This is a genomic window from Pajaroellobacter abortibovis (assembly GCF_001931505.1).
Lineage (GTDB): Bacteria > Myxococcota_A > Polyangia > Polyangiales > Polyangiaceae > Pajaroellobacter > Pajaroellobacter abortibovis.
The window spans coordinates 1,472,987-1,490,336 of record NZ_CP016908.1 but is presented as its reverse complement, the minus strand read 5'-3'; the positions used below and the strand labels follow the sequence as shown (position 1 = coordinate 1,490,336).

The window sequence follows — 17,350 nt, the reverse complement described above, 5'->3', positions numbered from 1 at the left end:
AAGAAGCATCTAGAAAAAGATCATTCCCCTTTTTTTGCATCTGGTGCAGAAGGATTGTAGCCAACAGGGTGAATTGGGAAAGAAGGAGTCCCTTTGAGTCGTCGTTCTCGCTTATTTCGTTTCCCTTGGGTAGTGGCTTTGCGGTTTCTGATTCGCTTGCTTTGCTGAGTGGAAGAAACCATGATGGTTGACCTCACCGATTAATAACTTGGATTCCTAGAGAGTTAAATCCTCTCATTTCTTATTTTTTTTAACGAACAACCATGCTGTTCCTTTCCTGTGCTGTCAATCGTGGAGCGTCGAAAAAAGAATTTTTCTACTCGTAGTGAGTTTCTGTGTTGGAAACACGGTTTGCTTTTCAATTTTCCGGCGGATTATGAAAAAAACAAAATACTTTAGGAAAAAAGCTGAATACAAGATAGATTGGCCGACACATGAAACATAAGACGGTGGGTTTCTTTATGTTTGGAAGGAAGGGACTGTATCTGCTAAAATGCGTATTCTCCCCATTGATGCAGTAAAGCCAGATCTTCGAATAATAAGGGAGGCGGCTTCTGTGATGAGTCGGAATGGGATTGTCGCCTTTCCTACAGAAACTGTTTACGGTTTAGGGGCTGGAATCTTTCATGAGGATGCGCTGCGACGCATTTTCGAAGTCAAAAGGCGTCCTCTTCATCACCCATTGATTGTCCACGTTGCGTCCATTCAACAAGCACACGCACTCGCCCATGGATGGCCTGAGGTGGCAGAGCGTCTGGCGGCTGCATTTTGGCCTGGTCCTTTAACCTTGGTGGTAAACCGCGCTTCGCACGTGCCTGCTGTGATTGCAGCTGGGGGTGAATCGATCGCAATCCGATTTCCAACTCATCTAATTTCTCGGGCTCTTATTGAAATGCTTGGAGAGCCGATTGCTGCTCCGAGCGCAAACCTTTACCAATCGATCTCTCCTACGGAAGCGTCTCATGTGCTTTCATCGCTCGGAAATCAGGTGGATCTGATATTGGATGGGGGTAGATGTATGCTGGGAATTGAATCGACAGTCCTGGATGTCCGAACCGACTCCCTTCGTGTTCTTCGGTTGGGTGCTATCGATACGGCTCTACTGAAAACAAAAGGGTTCTTTTGCACTGTTTTTCATCCGGAAAAAAGAGACATTACCGCCTCTCCTGGCTTAGGTAATCGGCACTATTCGCCAAAAGCGTGCTGTTATCCAATAAAAGGGCGTGATTCCCTGAAAGAATTCCTGTATTCTAGGGAAAGCAAAGGGATGAGCAGTGGTGTGATTCTGTTGGGTAGACCGGAAAGCTTAAAGCAGAAGATCTTCATGGAAGTTCTTCCTGCAGATCCGTTTGGATATGCGCAGCATTTTTATGCTGCGTTGCATCGTCTCGATCAGCGAGGGGTTGATACAATTCTGCTTGAAGAGCCTCCCCGCGAAGAACAATGGTGGGCCATCCACGACAGGATTCAACGCGCCTCTGTTGCTTCTTAAAAAATATATCGTAAAAGAGCACAGCTAATCGCAGGAAAGATAATGTTGGCGTTAAAATGAGGCATGATAAAATGAAACTGTAGAGTTTTTCTTTTTTTACCACGAATCCTATCGACTTAGGGGATAGGGATGGGCAATAGGAAAGTGGGTCATGAATCAAAGCTAATTTCTTTCCCTGAGCTTCTTTTGAAAGGAGTTCAGTGAGCCCGCAAGGATAAGAGTCTTTCATTGTCGTTTTCTTAGGAAGAAATAGGTCTGATGGAATGAAAAAAGAATGCATTCCGTTGTTCTCGAATGTTAAAACCAATGATGGGTGTGACTCCCTTGACGGCGAGAGGACCCCCCAATGAGCATTTCTGATTTACCCAGTACCTCTGATGGTCCTTTCCCGCGATCCCCTGGGGCTGAGCAGAATTCTTCTGTCCCTCCTGATACAACTTCTCAGGATTTGCAAGTGGAAGAAGAGACAACACAAAAGGAAGAGAAAGGAGAGTCGACGGCTGCTCAGGCCGAGCTATTTGCAGCAGTAGGCAAGAAAAAAACAAAAAAACGTCGCAGACACCGTAAAGGGAGTGTTCAGTCGTCCGCTCAAGAGCATGTTTCTGGTGCAGTGGAGGATTCTTCAACTGCCAAGGAAGAATCGCAGGCGTCTCTGGTCGATAAAGATAAGAAAAAGGGGAAAGGGGGCAGCAGGAAGAGACGCTGGGTGTGGAATCCACAACAGGATGGTCGAAAGCGACTGGCATTTGCACCAGGGGATATGGTCTTCGGGAAAATCGTTGCGATTCTAGAAGAAGCTTTATTGATAGACTTGCTAGGGAAGGCGCAGGCGATCTTCGATCGTCAAGAGCTAGAGTGGGATACTCACTCTGTCGAACTGTCCGAGACCGGTGCTTCCAAGATGCCTGTACATTTATCCCCTATCGTTCTTGAAGTGGGTGCTCATTTTACAGGGATGGTGTGCTTTGATGAGGGGCGTGGAGGGAACGTTGTCTTAACAAGACACCCCGAACGGGCGTTCCAGACAGAACCTATGTTGGAACAGGCTGCCCGACAGAAAAAAGAGGTGATGGGCCTGATCACCGGAGTCATTCGCGGTGGAGTGGAAGTGAGTTTCGAAGGAGTTCGCGCGTTTGCTCCCGCTTCTCATGTCGATATGCGGGTTGGAGCTGATCTCTCTTCGCTAATTGGGAAGCGGCTCCCTTTTTTCATCAAACAGTATCATAAGTCCGGGCGGGATATAATCGTCTCCCGCAAACCGTTCTTAGAAGCGGAAGCTAAAGTGAACCGCGAGGTGGCGTTAGGGAAACTGAAGGTGGGTGTTCACGTCCAAGGGATAGTCAAGAGTGTAGTTCCCTTTGGTGTGTTTGTTGATGTGGGGGGTGTTGAAGGATTGATCGCTCTCGGAGAGATGAGTCACAACAGAGGTGACAAACCCCATGATCTGTTCAAGGTAGGGGACACAGTTGATGTCAAGATCCTTCGAATTGATGAAAAAAAGAAAGTGTGGCTTTCTCGAAAAGCGCTGATGGAGGATCCGTGGTTAGCCGTCGCACAGAAGATTGCGCTGGGCTCTCGAATGACGGGACGAGTGGTTCGAATGCAGCCGTTTGGAGCATTTGTGGAATTGGAACCAGGAGTGGATGGCTTGATCTATACGCCTGATTTTTCCTTCAATCGAATTAAACATCCCTCTGAAGCAGTCCAAATTAACGAGTCTATTGATGTGATAGTCGTTGCTATTGATCACAAGGCGCGGAGGATTACCTTGCATCCTTCTCTTACAGGAGAGGCAGCTCATGAGAACCCGCAACGCGTGCAACCTCACCAAGTCGTTAGGGTTGTTGTGATGGGGGTGGAAACCGGTAGGATTTTTGTTCGGTTGCTTGGGGTGACAGGTCGACATGCGCGCGGTTTTATCCCGGCGGTATTTGCAAGCGTGCCGCACGGAACAGAGTTGCGTAAAGCCTTTCCGAATGGTACCTTGCTTGATGCCAAAGTGGTCGAGATCGATTCACGTCGAGGAGAAGTGAAGTTATCTATTAGAGCGGTTCAAACGGAGGCAGAGCGGGTTGCTTATCAGGAATATCGGCAGCAGGTTTCCAAGGAAGCGCGCTTTACTTTAGGGGAGGTCCTTCACAATCGGTATTCTCCTCTCAATCATAAGTGAGGAGCGTTTCCGGTAGAGAAAGAGAGAGCTTTAACAAATGGTTAGCGTGTGGAAGAAGACCCAGGGGGGAGGCGTGGGATGTCTTCCAGAGATTCGAGCGTGAGCGTATCGAATAGGTTGATTCGAGCGGTTGCTAGACGGTTGGCAAGCATGGTAGACAATTCTTCGGCCCCGTCTTCCGAGTAGGCTACACTTGTGTAGGAAAAAAAGAGGCACTTACGGATCGAACCTCCAAATGCAAAGAGATAGCCTCGAACCGGATCTGAGTCTTGTGGGCCTGCTTTGATGATCACCCATAGGTGGGTCTCATATCCATCCGGAAAAGATACAATTTCATCTTCTATAGGACGCTGCTCTTTATCTTGAGGATTCCATTGTGCGTCTGGGGTGATCCATTGCGCCTCTCTTGCGTTCGCTTCACAGCGTTGACGGCTCATTAAATCTTGATTCAGCGTGAGTTGCAGGCGGAGCTGCGAGTGGCTTTTGGGATGGATTGCGAGGAGATAAGGGCGAGAGAGATCATCGACTTTCCATCCAGAAAGGTCAGGTAAAGAGAACGACAATCGAAATCGCTGAGAACGAAAAGTACCTTTTGTCTCTTCTCCACTTCCAAAAGTGGTTTTTCTTTTGATGTCATCGCTCGCTTCTCCGGAGGTGGAGGGGGTGATCCCGTGGCAGCCGATAGAGCTCCCCGCTATGGAGAGCCCGAGAAAGAAAACCAGCGAGTGTATGTTTGATCTAAACATAAGTGTACCATTCTGGATGCGTTTGATCGTGTCCTGTGACAATATTGAAATAACGCTGTTGGAGGTGTCGCGTGATGGGGCCTGCTTGTCTCTCTCCAATCAGGCGGTTATCGACCTCTCGAATGGGGATTAGTTCTGCTGCAGTTCCTGTTAAAAAAGCTTCATCCGCAAGGTAGAGTTGATCCCGCGTCAGTCGGGTTTCTACAGTGGGGATCCCTTCCTCTCGAGCGAGTGTCAAAATCGTATTTCGCGTGATGCCATCCAAGATAGAGCATGATGCATCCGGTGTGTAGAGTACCCCTTTCTTGATCAGGAACAGGTTTTCCCCTGTCCCTTCTGCGAGATATCCTTGGCTATCCAAGAGAATGGCTTCATCGTACCCAGCCAGTTTAGCTTCCTTTCTAGCTAAGATGCTGTTGGTATATTGGCCTGTCAACTTCGCTTTGACTAAGCTGATGTTTACATGATGTCTTGCGAACGAACTGATCTTGCAATGGATCCCCGCTTTTAGGGAATCCCTTCCGAGATAGGGGCCCCATTTCCATGCGATAATGCATGCGCGTATAGGGTTATCTGGAGCATATAGCCCCATCGCATGATCCCCTGCAAATACCAGGGGTCTGATGTATCCTTCTTTCATTTCATTGAGAGAGATGATGTTTCTGCAGGCTTCGGTCAGCTCCTCATTGGTCCACTTGAGATCCATCGAGATCAGTCTGCACGAATCAAAAAGACGAGTGAGGTGCTCTTCTAAGCGAAAAATAACGGGACGGTCATCGGGATGGCGATAGGCTCGAATCCCTTCAAAGACGCCGAGGCCGTAATGAAGCGAATGGATTAAAACATGGACTTGCGCTTGCTCCCAATCGATCCATTCACCATCCATCCAAATTTTTTTCTCTTTTTCAATCATGATTGGACTCCTTTGATAATTTAAATTGATGATGCTGCGGAGGGATTGGAAGAGGGATTCCCTTTTGATCTGAGTTGGTGTTTGAGCGAGCGAATAGCGCTGATAACGCTTTGAATTCCAGTCAGAATTCCATCTTCATAGTGCCAATCCGGCTCGGATAGTTCAGGAAAATCGTGAGGGTTTTTGATGTCTTCCAGAGTTAATCCAGGCCTGATGCGGCGAGCGAGGTCGATCACTTTTTGGCTTTGTAATTCTTCGAGTTCATTGAGTAGATGTTCGAGGGTATCCCATGCGAGAGGGGGGAGAGAATTCGGTTTTTCCATTTCGTTTGCCTCAAAGAAGAACATGATGTTGGATCTACGAAAATTTACAATACGCGTGATTGTGTATTCTCGATCCTTGAAGAAGAGGAGTTAACCATGCACTGTCCATCAAAAACAAAATCAGGAGATGAACTCATTGTTAAAAATCGCAGGGCTGGATTCGACTATGAAATCGAGGATACGTATGAAGGAGGGCTCGCCCTGGTTGGGAGTGAAGTCAGATCTCTGAGGGTGGGTACCGTCCATCTAACAGATGCTTTTGCTACCATCGAAGGGGGAGAAGTATGGCTCAAACAGCTTCATATTGATCCTTTTGCATTGGCAAAAGCCTTTCCTCACACTCCACAGAGAGTGCGTAAAATACTTCTACACAAGCATGAAATTATGCGAATGGAAAGGATGATCACCAGGAGAGGATATACGCTCATACCAGTTAAATTATATTTTAAAGGGGGGCGGGCAAAAGTGGAGTTGGCTGTTGCGAGGGGGAAGAAAAATGTGGATAAAAGGATGACGATTTTGCGCAGAGAGGTAGATCGAGAAACGCGTGCCTCTTTACGCCGCGCGCAAAAAGGGGGATAGATAGGTCTGTCTCGCGTTTATACGTGAGACTCGCGAATGAGGATAGAGATGGCTCGGATTGTGTGGAGAGGGGATGGGTATGGATATGTCGTTCGAGTAGAGAGAAGGTAATGTGTTTTAAGTTCTACTGTCCCTTTCCATCAAGCGCGGGTGCGCGTTCAAAGGGACGTTGTATTAGCTAAGAAGGGAAGAGGATTTCTCCTTTGTTTAAAAGTGATCAGTTCTAAAAAAGTGTATCTGTGATCTACCTCTGCTCGATTCCAGGGGATTGCTAAGCCGGTGCGCGGGCAACTCGAAGCGATGTGTTCCCTCTTGACGGTGAACCGGGAATCGTCGGAATCAAGATAGGCTTATCCTTCAGTCAGTGCGAGTTGCGTTGCTCGATCTTGAACAGCAGAATCTCAAGAGTGTAAAGAGTGTACCACCTCCTATCCACAGCGTGAGTACGACGGTGCTTGCAGGTTGAGAACAGAAAGAAAGTGGGGGGACTCCGAGCAAGTTGTGGAAGTGAGCACGGGGGGTGATCGCCGCCCGCAGGCCTGTTGTGGAAGGGAGAAACCAGTCGATGAAAAGGAGCAAAGTTTGTCCCAGCGCGGGGCGCTTCCCTGTAGATCCGATCAAGAAGTACGCAGCGTAACTTGCTCCTGCGAGCGCTCCTACGCGTGCAGTGGTCAACATATCTCCTAAAGGGGATGTGGACAAACCGTGAGCCACGTAACAAGTGAGTGCGCCGAGTCCACCGCACACGAGGCTGCTGGCGCCGAAAAGAAGACACAGGTGATAGAAATAAGCTTCAAGGGGGATGAGCCCCCAGCAGGTGATCGTGTGGGCAGCTTGCATCACATTTTTTTCTACCAAAATGGCTTTGGTCATTTCCCATTCGAGAAAGGGGACAGCAAGAGTTGCGTAGCCTGCAACAAGGGCTCGTTCAACTGCAGGTGAGCTATTCCAATGGGTGCTATACCAAGCGGATGCAAGGGAAAAAGATGCCCATCCGGTTAAGGTGAGCCAACCGTAGTTCTTTTTCAGAAGGCGTGCCGCTGCCAATTTAAGAAGGACGTTTATCATCGGGGGAAGGGAGCACTTAAATCGCATGGCCTTGCTGGCTAGAAGGTGGTTTCATCCTGGATAGGATCGGTTCTGAGGTGAGACTGTAAACCTCGACATGAGATCGGAGAACTGCCCGTTGGATCGCTGCGCTTGCAGCCAGCTGATCTTCGCTTTCGAGCAGGATTAGCGAGTAGTTACGGGTGATCGAAGTCAATGATGGCTCGTCGAGAACAGCGCTGAGCAAAGCAGAGGGATCGGAAGAGAGGATCTGGAACCGTACAGGATAAGCGGGAGATGTTTCCTGATTGGGAGAAAAAACGTAGACCAATCCCTTCTGAAAGAAGAGATGATGATCGGTGAATCGGTGAGCCTGCTGCAGGCACGAAAAGGAAGAGATGATGCAACCTCCACGTTGTGTATAATGCTGTAAAGCAGATGGAAGGGCGGCGATCGCATGCGGCTCCACATTCAAATAGGGCTCTTCCAGAAGAATGAGCCGGACGATTTGTGATGTGAGCGCTTCGCTGAGCGCGACTCCCCGCATTTCAGAAGGGGAGAGCGCATCTGCTCTTTTTTTGAGGAGAGAGGACAAACCTAAGAAGGCGAGTCGCTCTGCAGGAGATTGAAGGGGCTCTTCTCTCACAAGAGAGCAAAGCTCCAATAATTTCTCAACGCTCATTGCCTCTGTACTGCGATGGATGAGTGGGATCCAAGCAATTGCTCGCTGGGAGGGGATTGTGTGAGGGATAGAAAAGGATTTTTGGATGGATCCTTGTTGAGGTCGAGTGTGTCCTGCAAGGAGAGAGAAAAAGAGAGCAACTCCATCATCTTGCCCACCGATGGTGGCCCACACTTCTTTCTCTTGCAAAGAGCAACAAACATGGTGGAGGCTTGCTCCTTCCCCCTCTGCGGTGACTTCATTGAATGTGATCATGGAATTTATCCTTGTTTTGTGCTCGCAGAGAGATGACGTTTGGTTAAAGCGAGTCCGACGCCAGCCACCGAGAAGAGCATAATGCATGCTTGGAAGCGTTCCAAGAGAGAGGCTTCATCGGATGTGGAGATACTGTAGAGAGGAATTAGAGTGAAGGGGAGAGTTGCATTTTTTAGCGAGGAGGAGGGAAAAAGAGTGGGAAGGCCTACAAGTTGGAGCCAGGCGGGCAAGTAGAATAAAAGGACAAAGAGTCCGAGCTTTTTGAGACGCGAGGACGTGGTACCGATCGAGAAGGCGAGCGGAGGAAGAGTAAGTGCAAAAAGAGAGCTGTAAAAAAAACAGCGTACGAATTGATCCGCCCAGGAAGCGTGGTAAAAAGCAATCGGATGAGTGTAGGTTAGGATTAAAAAAAGCAAGGCTCCACTGAGTGATATCATCAAAAGAATCAAGGACAATCCTCCCATGCGTCCGAGCAAATAGATCCAGAGAGGGACTCCTCTTGAAAAAGCGAGTTGAATAAGTCCATGCGAGCGATCGAGATCAAATCCGTTTTTGGTTGCTCCCCAGATAAATAGAAGGCCAGGTCCCCATGAAAGTGCCAACGTGACATAAAGGAGAAAAGCAGGGGAGACCGAGCTCGATTTTTCAAAAGATGTGAAGAAAGCAGCAGCTGCAAGAAAAAATAAGAAAAGAAGGCAGGCTCCCCACCAAGCAATGACTGCAGTTGTACTTTTCGAAGCTTGTACAATCCCTAGTTCAAAACAGGCGAGCCATCTCTCTCGCAAATTTTTTGGAAAATGAAATAAGCGCATGGAATCCAACTTATTTTTCTTATACACTATGAAAGCCTTGATTCTGGTGCTTGATGGCTGAGGATAGCTCTTTTTGAGGAAGAATCTGTTGTTGCCTATGTTGAGTTATCTGTCTAAGAGAGAAAACATCAGGCGTCGTGTTTCCACTTGGTGGATGAACCTTTCTTACCGGGAGGAAGGGATTGCTTCAAGTGGCTTGATGATGGTCCTTGCAGCTGAGTCTGGACTTTTATCTCTTTCTGTTTCTCATTGTCTTCTCGTTCTAGGGGGGATTTCTTTAGGGTGTACCGCATTGGTGGCGGTCCATCGTATTCCGTCTCCTCAGTCGTTTCTCTCTGTTTCTTTGGGGAATATCGCTTTTCCACTGATTGCTCTCTTATTCGGATGGTTTCCATCGCTGGCTTGGTTCGTCGAGAAGCAATTGCCTCTATGGCCTATTCTCTCTCTGTGGAGCGGGGAATTTTTTTTCCGGGCTTCTTTCCTCTTTTCTTGGTTGATTGTGGCGATCGTGCTTGCGCAAACCATTCACAAGCGTCGCTTGGAATGGGGGGTTTTAACTCGCATCCGCATCGCGGTGGGAGTCTCTTGGCTCTCTTTTCTACTGATGTTTCTTTGCTTTCAATTTTTTCCTCAAAAAAGGGAATGGTTTTTTTACGTAACCAATTCAATTGGTCTCGCTCTGGTCGCTTGGGTTGCTCGCTCCCCCTATCAGTCTTCGTTAGCTCCGTTTGCCCGATCTGCTTTTACGTTTTTCCTTATCACTTGTATGTTAGCGACGGCAGGTGTTTTGGTAGGGAGAGTTCTCTTTGGGGGGGCCACTGTAGAGCGCATGTTTCTGTGGGCGGTAACCTTCGCGCTCGGTTGGCTGATCAGCCGAAGTGCGGGATGGGTAGAGCAGCTTTTGCGCCCTAACCGAGGGTGTTGGGTGCAAACCGTGTCTTTAACAGATGCAGCCCTCCGCCAGCCCGATTTTTATGAAACGATCGCACGACTCCTCTGGATCCTCCGAGAACCTGGTGGAATCGATTCCACACCTGCTTTTTGGACGTTTGCCCCTCCTCGAATCTTTACAATTGATATAGCTGGTTATCTAGTTGAGCGCCCTTCTGAAGTTCCGTCTTTTGTTCTTCGAGAGGTACGTCAGGAACCTTACGGTATTCTCCGCAGTGCAGCCCTTCGCAAAGGGCAAACGAGGCGTCTCGATCTCGGTGCAATCCTGCAGTGGTTGGAAGAGCAGCAGGCTTCGACATTCATTCTCGGCAGGGGAGAGGAAGGGGTAGAGATCGGCCTCACTTTGCCTCGAGAAGCGCCGTCTCTCTCCAGTTCGATTGAAGAAGTGGAGGCGATCAGGAAGCTTGCGGATACGCTTGCTGCTCTTTATGGGAAACAGTACTCCTTGATGGAAAGCTTTGCCCGTGCCCAACAAGCCATACAGCAGGCGGATAAGTCGCGTTCTGAGCGGGCTCGCATGGAGCAGGAAGTGATTACATTTAAAGCACGCAATTACCAGGAGTTACAGCGCCTTGCTTCGCTAGCTGCTGCCAACGCTTACACGCCTGCGACGCGTCTTTTATTGGAATCCTTGGAACAGCGACTCGCTTCTTGCAAACCTACTCTGCTTCTTATCCCGAAGGGGTCAGATAGCTTGCCTCTCCTTGCGCGCGCGCACCTTCAAAGCGGGGATCCGAATCGACCTTTTGTGATCACTGAAGGTACGATGGTGCGGGAACATCAGGTAGAGCGATGGCTCGATCCTCTTTTTTCACCTATCTCTTTAGCGAGTGAAGGTACATGGGTGTTGCGCGATGGAGCTGCTCTTCCTGGTTCTGTGCAGAAAGAGATCGCCATCTTGCTAGGATCAAAAGAGAAGGGTTATCCTTCTGCTTTTCCGGTGTTCTGTGCTCCTATTTTTGTCTTTACGCATGGGGGAATCTTTTCGTCTGTCGATCTCGAAAATTATCTTGAGCTTACTCTCGCTCAATGGATTCAAGAACATGCCGAGGAGCCTCTATGGCTTCCTCGTTTGTTTGACCGTCCTGAGGATGTGCGCGCTCTTCTCTTTGATGGACTCGCGCGTGAGGGATTGAGGCAGAAAGGATTTTCTATCGGGATTGAGCCTGCTGCCTTAGCAGTCCTGCTCGAATATCCCTTCCCTGGCGAGGACGCGGAGTTGATGGATATGATCGTACAGCTGGTTGCTGTGTCTTTAGGAGATGTTGTTAGGGTGTCCGACTTATCAATTCTGCCGAAACAGAGGGGTAGCTCTTAACACAGCGGCCGCAGCTGTTTCCGTTCGCAAGATAGAAGGCCCCAATGAAACAGGAGTCCATCCTCGTTCACAGGCTAGGGAAACCTCTTTTTGACTGAATCCCCCTTCTGGTCCTGCAACGATCGCGAGAGGCGTGCAGTGATGTAGTGCAGAAAAGAGCAACGGCGCAAAATCGGTTGTGGCTTCTTCGTAAAGACAAAAACAGGCAACGTTCCATTCGATATCGTTCAATATGGTAGTCTAAGGCAATGGTCCTCGAATGCGGGGTGGCTCGAATCGGTTGCACTGCCTGGCCCCTTGAATCGCAATCCGCTCCCAGTGCTTACGTTTTTTTTGGCTCGTAGATGATCCAGACGAACAATACTTCGCTCGTAGGAAGCGATCCAAAAATCGGTTGCCCCTAATTCGGTTGCGTCCTGCATAATTGCATCACATTTCTCCCCTTTTGGTATCCCTTGAATCCAGCATATGGAGTGTACAGCTTGTTGTGGGCTTGGTGCCAGACGATCCACCTCAATCGTCCAGTGTGCAGACGTGCAAGCCACTACGATGGCTTTTGCTTGAAGCTTGGAAGTAGGATCGAAAGCAATCAGTCCCTCCCCTTCTTGTAGATGGAGCACATGACCTAAGTAATGGGACGATGCGCGATCGAGCTCCCGTGCGCCTTCCTCGAGGTTTTCGAGTGGGAGCCGAATCACCTGATTCCCTCTCGAGGTGTGTTTGGTCCTGATTATTGGAAGGTGAGAGAGAGTCACTCCCCTTGGATGGTAGTGTCGAGCAGCAGAAGAGAATTGTATGTTTCGATCAAAGAGGGAGCTTGAAGGACCAGCAGTCCTGAAAGGATTAGGATTCCATGAGGTGCGAGGTGTCGAATGAGAAAGAGGCCGAGCTCTATCAGAGTAAGTTGTTCGATATTTGCAACCACTGTGTCATAGAGGCCGAGCTCCATATTTGAGTCGGCGAGCATCCATTTGGTTTTCGAATGCCATCCATTCCGCTCAGCATTTTCTTGTGCGGTTGCAACGGAATCGGGGTCAGTGTCGGTGCCGTGCGCGTAAGATGCAACGAGAGCGAGCGCTGTTAAACCCGAAATGCCGCTTCCACACCCTACATCGAGGGTCTCTTTGCTGTAAAATGAGGACCGATGGATCAAAAGCGCAGCAGCTGCGAGTTGGGTACTCTCGTGAAGTCCCGTTCCGAAAGCACGGCCTGGTTCCAGTTGAATTACGGTTTCTTTGGGTTTCGGAATGTACGATTCCCACGGAGGGCAGACAACAACATGGGAGCAGAGCAGAAAGGGACGAAGATATTTTTTCCATTCGTCTCGCCGACTGTCCCCCACAATGTGATTCATGTGTGGAGACCACGAAGAGGGTAGATGCACTACAGCGTTTTCAGCTTCTTCTTCCGTTGCAAACGGCTGCACACAGGTTTATCGCCTGGTGAACAGGCTTGAGAAGGGTAGTGCGATCGCGCTGTTCAATCCCAAGCGCACCCCATTCGAAGAGCGTGCAAGAGCGGCCCTCTACCTCGTGCTCCTGAATTTTAACTGTGACAAAAGGGTGCTTGGATAGGGGGATATTCATGCGGGTGGGGCTTTCTCTCCCTATGGAATGCTTATGGACGCAACCCTCTGCGCGGGCAATAGGCTTGCGCTGCTGTATAAGAAATTAGAAGCTCTTTAACTTGTTCTCCTCGAGGGAGTTTTTCTCCTTGAGAAAGAACCAACGCTGTCAATTTCCCTCCGTAGACGCAGCCTGTGTCAATTCCTGTAGCCCAGGCATGGATCTGAGGTTCGGAAAAAGCGTTGTGACCAAATACAACATGAGGAGGACCTTGATACGCTGCTCCCCACCACCGTTGATTCTGCTTCTCTGCGCAGGGAGTGCCCTGAGGGGTCAATCCTCGAATGTGGAGCAAGGTCCAAGGCTCCTGTTGTTCAACGGGGAGGCCAGGGAGCAATCCAGCATGGACAATTAATAATTCATGCTCGGGGAGATTGTGCCAGAGTGAAGTCGACTCGAGCAGCGCCCAATCGGCCTCTGTTAGCTCTTGAGCGATTGCCAAATGCATCGGGGAGAGTTGAATCAGTGGGCTGGATCGATTTTCGGGCGAATGCGATCGCCATGCCAACAGCTTTGCCTCATGATTCCCACGGACGACAACAGCTTCCACCTGCCGGGCAACTTGAAGGACGCCACGCGAGTCTGGCCCACGTGCGATCAGATCCCCTACAAAGACGAGTTTGTCGCTAGAGGTAAAAGCGACTTGTTCAAGCAATGCCTCAAGCTCTTTTCGGCATCCATGAACGTCTCCTACAACAATGGTACGATTCATGATACTCCACGCTATAACTCAAGAGGAGCAAAAAAACGAACTTTGTTCAATCTTTCTTTTTTCTAAGGGCTGCCTATATTATCATTTCTTCTCGTAGATGCTACTGCAAAGCGTGTAGTGAATGTCGTACGAGGGATGGTTGTTGATCAAGAAAGTCCAGACACTTCTTATGTTTTTCGGTTGTGCAGTCATTTCAGGAAGTGCTGCTTCGGAGCAAGCGAAGGGGGCAAGGGGGATGGAGGTGCGTGCGCGCGTGCATGAATCTCAGAACAAAGGGAGGAAACCGCTACCTGTTAAGAAAGGGGGGCCCCCCTCCTCACCAGGCGTCCTGGCAGTTCCGTTCTCTTCTCTCGCAGCCCCTAAAAAATCTTTTCCTCCTGTACCTTCGCATGCATCCAAGCCTGACACGAAAGGGAAACAGGGAGTTGCGAAAGAACAGCAGGGGGTAGTGCGGCCTGTAGATACGTATGTCTGTCGGGAGGTCGCTAGTGTTCCTCCCTCTCATGAAGAAGAAAAATTCGGTGTGGAGTCTCCAGAGCTCCGTTCACTTCGGGAGGCGGAGCGTGAAATGTTCCCCCCTGCAGCTGCCCCTCCCGGGTTTCCATGGCCTTCGGAGATTTCTATCCCTCAAGGGGCGCAATGGCCCCGTCTTGAGTCGAGAGGGGCCCCCCCCTTCCTTGATCTGAAGGACTCCCTTTGGTCCAGCAAAGCGGGGAAGGATCGCAGCTGGCTCCGCAAGCTCAGAGTCCCTAGTTTACCTGTTCAATGGGACCCGCGGGTTATCCGATACCTTGAATTTTATAGGTATGATCCTCGTGGACGAACGGTTTTTGCCAATCTGTTTCAGCGCGCAGGTCGGTATCGGGATTTGATTCAACGGGCCCTTCGTCGAAGGAATCTCCCTGAGGACTTGATGTGGTTAGCGATGATTGAAAGCGGGTTCGACCCGCTTGCTCGGTCTCCTGCGGGAGCGGTTGGCTTATGGCAATTTAGCAAGCAGACGGCTAAATCATATGGGCTTGCGTGCAATCGATGGGTAGATGAGCGACTCAATGTGGTTCTATCAACAGAAGTCGCGCTCGATTTTTTAACAGACCTCCAAAAACGGTTTGGGCTTTGGGAGCTCGCCTTTGCAGCGTACAACATGGGATATGTGGGGATGACTCAGGTCATTCGAAAATACAATACCAATGATTTTTGGATGCTCAGTCGATTGGAGGGGGCTCTCCCTTGGGAGACTGCGCTCTATGTGCCCAAAATCATCGCAACCGCCATCGTCGCCCACAATGTAGATACATTTGGATACAGTGCACTCCGTATGGAGCCTCCTGTTTTAGCCGATTTGATTTCGGTCCCATTGGCAACCCCTCTTCAATCGATTGCTGCTGGGGCGGGATGTACTGTTAAAGAGATCCGCCATCTGAATCCTCAGATCTTGACGAACCGTGTGCCCCCCGTCTCATCGGGGAATGTCGATTTTTACATGATGCGAGTTCCGGTTGGGAGGGGGGATAGGGTTGCTCGGCACCTTGCGAGTCTCCCATCTAGCCGTTATTTGCTTGAGGTGTATACCGTGCGTTTAGGTGAATCCCTGGAACAGATCGCAGAAGATCGAAAGATCCCTTTGTCTACCCTGATGGAACTCAATGGCATTGCTCCAGGTGGAGTGGTCCGCAGTGGGGATACTCTGATTGTGCCCCGCAGGTCTGTTACCTCCTCTCCTTTTCCGTTTCACCCCGTCTCTTCTCCTAAAGCGACTGTTGTGGTTCCTCCGGATGTGTTTATTTATCCGGATCGCAAGAGGGTTTTTTATCGGGTTCTCGTTGGTGATGTCCCGCAAACGATCGCAGAGGCATTTGGTGTTTCATTGGAAGATCTATGGCGGTGGAATCGGCTGGATCCTTCTGCTTGCTTGCAAGAAGGGATGACGTTGCAATTATTTGTTCATCCTACAGTGGATTTATCTCGAGTCAGATTCCTCCAAGAGCAAGAAGTTGACGTGATCGCAAATAACACGGAAGAATTTTTTGCTCATTTTGAGGGGAAGAAATCAAGAAAACGAATTGGTGTGAGGGCTAAGCCTCAAGAAACCATTGCGATGATAGGGAAACGGTACGGCCTTTCCCCCGGATCGATGGAGCGTATCAACCACCGCAGCCGCTCGGAACGTCTAAAGGGGGGGGAGATTGTGATTGTTTATGTTCCTACTTCGAAGAAAGGGGATCCCCCTCTAAAAGTAAATGTGTTAGGGGGATCTTATTCTAATGAGTGATGTTCGAGTGAGGGCATCGTTCCCCTGGACTGCTGTGATTCTCGCTGCGGGCCGTGGAAAGCGTATGAAAAGTGAAACTCCCAAAGTCCTTCATGCGATTGCTGGACGTCCTCTTATTTATTTTTCGGTTCGTGCCGCATTGGATGCAGGCTGTGAAGAAGTTGTTGTGGTCGTTGGGCATGGGAAACAGGCGGTAGCAGATTATCTTGAGAAGACCTTTGGGGATCAGGTGAAAACGGCTGTTCAACAGGAGCAGCGGGGGAGTGGAGATGCAGCTTGGATTGGGATTCAAGCGATGACGCATGCTGCTCATCATGTGGTGTTATGGTACGGTGATGCACCGCTTGTCAGTGCAGCCCATCTCTTGGATGTAGTAGCATGTAGTAGAGGGCTTGCGGGGGGACCTACGCTTGCTATGGCCACCTGTCTCCATCCTGAACCGTTTGGGTATGGGCGCGTGATCCGAAATACGCAGGGGAATGTGATCTGTATACGAGAGGAAAAAGACCTCACTACGGATAGAGAGCGCGCAATTCAGGAAGTCAACGTGGGAATTTACGTTGCGCCTTCGTCTTTTTTTCGAAAAACGCTCCCTCAACTAAAGACCAACAATGCCCAACGAGAGCTGTATCTAACGGATATTGTGGCGCTTGGTCTTAGTCATGGCTTTAAAGTGGTCACTGCCCCTATTGCTCTTGAGGCGATGAGTGGTGTCAACGACCGCCATGACCTTGCGCAAGTGGAACAGAAAATGTTTGAGCGCATTGCTAACAAGTGGAGGCTTGCGGGTGTTTCTGTGCAGTCGGGCGCTTGGATCGAAGAACCTGTGGTGTTGAATACCGATTGCATGATTGCACATGGGGCTGTGTTGCGCGGCAACACAACTGTGGGAAAGCGAGCTAAAATAGAAGTCGGGTCTGTTCTCTTCGATACCCAAATTGGGGATGAAGTGGTTGTCTACCCTTACTCTGTGTTGGAACACGCTCGTGTGGAACGAGGGGCAAGGATTGGTCCTTTTGCTCGTCTTCGCTTGGGGAGTGTGGTGGAACAGGAAGCTCAGATCGGTAACTTTGTAGAGACGAAAAATATCCGTTTTGGGAAAGGCTCAAAAGCAAATCACCTGGCTTACTTAGGGGACGGTATCGTCGGGGAAGATGTGAATATTGGGGCAGGTACTATTTTTTGCAACTATGATGGCTTCTCCAAACACACTACCGTGATCGAGAAACGAGCGTTTATCGGGAGTGATTCCCATCTGATTGCTCCTGTTCAAGTTGGTGAGGGGGCTTATGTGGGGACAGGAACAACGGTGACGAAAGATGTCCCTCCCGGTGCGCTTGCGATCAGCCGTGTACCCCAACAAAATAAAGAGGGCTGTGCAGATCGAATCCACGCTTCACGCCAATCGCACATAAATACATCTCATGAAAATAAACAGTAGGAATCTCTT

17 protein-coding genes are annotated in these 17,350 nt (G+C 49.6%); 6 read left to right on the top strand and 11 right to left on the bottom strand.

All coding sequences use genetic code 11. From position 1 onward, the window contains the following. Window positions 1-20: 20 nt before the first annotated feature. Window positions 21-182: a hypothetical protein gene (locus tag BCY86_RS10105; RefSeq protein WP_172824835.1), complete on the bottom strand. Its 162-nt coding sequence runs from the start codon at window positions 180-182 to the stop codon at window positions 21-23. A gap of 311 nt (window positions 183-493) precedes the next feature. Between BCY86_RS10105 and BCY86_RS07495 the strand changes: the two genes are divergently transcribed. After that, a complete protein-coding gene (locus BCY86_RS07495; RefSeq protein ID WP_075277173.1) occupies window positions 494-1,492 on the top strand; it encodes an L-threonylcarbamoyladenylate synthase in 999 nt (332 codons plus the stop codon). A gap of 346 nt (window positions 1,493-1,838) precedes the next feature. Then, window positions 1,839-3,662, top strand: a complete 1,824-nt coding sequence (locus tag BCY86_RS07490; protein WP_075277172.1) for a 30S ribosomal protein S1 — start codon at window positions 1,839-1,841, stop codon at window positions 3,660-3,662. Between the two features lie 41 nt (window positions 3,663-3,703). Here BCY86_RS07490 and BCY86_RS07485 read toward each other — a convergent pair whose 3' ends face one another. From BCY86_RS07485 to BCY86_RS07475, 3 genes are read right to left on the bottom strand one after another with little or no spacing between them, the layout of a single operon-like run. Beyond that, entirely contained in the window at window positions 3,704-4,408 is a 705-nt protein-coding gene (locus BCY86_RS07485; RefSeq protein ID WP_075277171.1) for a hypothetical protein, read from the bottom strand. Further along, window positions 4,401-5,321, bottom strand: coding sequence for a branched-chain amino acid transaminase (locus BCY86_RS07480; RefSeq protein ID WP_075277170.1), 921 nt, complete (start codon window positions 5,319-5,321; stop codon window positions 4,401-4,403). The genes BCY86_RS07485 and BCY86_RS07480 overlap by 8 nt, the downstream gene beginning before the upstream one ends. Window positions 5,322-5,341: 20 nt before the next feature. Then, the gene (locus tag BCY86_RS07475) at window positions 5,342-5,644 is read right to left on the bottom strand and encodes a hypothetical protein (RefSeq protein WP_075277169.1); all 303 of its coding nucleotides are present in this window, start codon (window positions 5,642-5,644) and stop codon (window positions 5,342-5,344) included. Window positions 5,645-5,740: 96 nt separating this feature from the next. Here BCY86_RS07475 and smpB point away from each other — a divergent pair, with 96 nt between their 5' ends. Further along, a complete protein-coding gene (smpB, locus tag BCY86_RS07470; RefSeq protein ID WP_075277168.1) occupies window positions 5,741-6,226 on the top strand; it encodes an SsrA-binding protein SmpB in 486 nt (161 codons plus the stop codon). 357 nt (window positions 6,227-6,583) lie between these two features. On the opposite strand, the gene BCY86_RS07465 is transcribed toward smpB, so the two are convergent. The 3 genes from BCY86_RS07465 to BCY86_RS07455 are packed head-to-tail and all read right to left on the bottom strand — an operon-like array spanning window position 6,584 to window position 9,022. Then, complete coding sequence (locus BCY86_RS07465; protein ID WP_156865155.1) at window positions 6,584-7,294, bottom strand: hypothetical protein; 711 nt, start codon at window positions 7,292-7,294, stop codon at window positions 6,584-6,586. Between the two features lie 16 nt (window positions 7,295-7,310). Continuing rightward, complete coding sequence (locus tag BCY86_RS07460; protein WP_075277166.1) at window positions 7,311-8,210, bottom strand: hypothetical protein; 900 nt, start codon at window positions 8,208-8,210, stop codon at window positions 7,311-7,313. A gap of 5 nt (window positions 8,211-8,215) precedes the next feature. Next, window positions 8,216-9,022, bottom strand: coding sequence for a hypothetical protein (locus BCY86_RS07455; protein WP_075277165.1), 807 nt, complete (start codon window positions 9,020-9,022; stop codon window positions 8,216-8,218). Window positions 9,023-9,176: 154 nt separating this feature from the next. On the opposite strand from BCY86_RS07455, the gene BCY86_RS07450 reads away from it, so the two are divergent. Continuing rightward, window positions 9,177-11,291 (top strand): hypothetical protein, encoded by a 2,115-nt coding sequence (locus BCY86_RS07450; RefSeq protein WP_156865154.1) that lies wholly within the window; start codon window positions 9,177-9,179, stop codon window positions 11,289-11,291. On the opposite strand, the gene BCY86_RS10560 is transcribed toward BCY86_RS07450, so the two are convergent. From BCY86_RS10560 to BCY86_RS07430, 4 genes are all read right to left on the bottom strand, one after another. Then, window positions 11,259-11,522 carry an RsmE family RNA methyltransferase gene (locus BCY86_RS10560; protein ID WP_075277163.1) on the bottom strand — a complete coding sequence of 88 codons (264 nt, stop codon included), beginning with the start codon at window positions 11,520-11,522 and terminating at the stop codon, window positions 11,259-11,261. The genes BCY86_RS07450 and BCY86_RS10560 overlap by 33 nt on opposite strands. Then, on the bottom strand, window positions 11,519-11,989 hold the full coding sequence (locus BCY86_RS10555; RefSeq protein ID WP_172824834.1) for an RsmE family RNA methyltransferase: 471 nt from the start codon (window positions 11,987-11,989) through the stop codon (window positions 11,519-11,521). Before BCY86_RS10555 ends, BCY86_RS10560 begins: the two co-directional genes overlap by 4 nt. A 53-nt stretch (window positions 11,990-12,042) precedes the next feature. Further along, a complete protein-coding gene (locus BCY86_RS07435; RefSeq protein WP_075277161.1) occupies window positions 12,043-12,717 on the bottom strand; it encodes a 50S ribosomal protein L11 methyltransferase in 675 nt (224 codons plus the stop codon). A gap of 191 nt (window positions 12,718-12,908) precedes the next feature. Further along, window positions 12,909-13,628 carry a metallophosphoesterase gene (locus tag BCY86_RS07430; RefSeq protein ID WP_075277160.1) on the bottom strand — a complete coding sequence of 240 codons (720 nt, stop codon included), beginning with the start codon at window positions 13,626-13,628 and terminating at the stop codon, window positions 12,909-12,911. Between the two features lie 169 nt (window positions 13,629-13,797). On the opposite strand from BCY86_RS07430, the gene BCY86_RS07425 reads away from it, so the two are divergent. Next, window positions 13,798-15,900 (top strand): lytic transglycosylase domain-containing protein, encoded by a 2,103-nt coding sequence (locus BCY86_RS07425; RefSeq protein ID WP_172824833.1) that lies wholly within the window; start codon window positions 13,798-13,800, stop codon window positions 15,898-15,900. Next, entirely contained in the window at window positions 15,893-17,341 is a 1,449-nt protein-coding gene (gene glmU, locus BCY86_RS07420; RefSeq protein WP_075277158.1) for a bifunctional UDP-N-acetylglucosamine diphosphorylase/glucosamine-1-phosphate N-acetyltransferase GlmU, read from the top strand. The genes BCY86_RS07425 and glmU overlap by 8 nt, the downstream gene beginning before the upstream one ends. Window positions 17,342-17,350 lie beyond the last annotated feature (9 nt).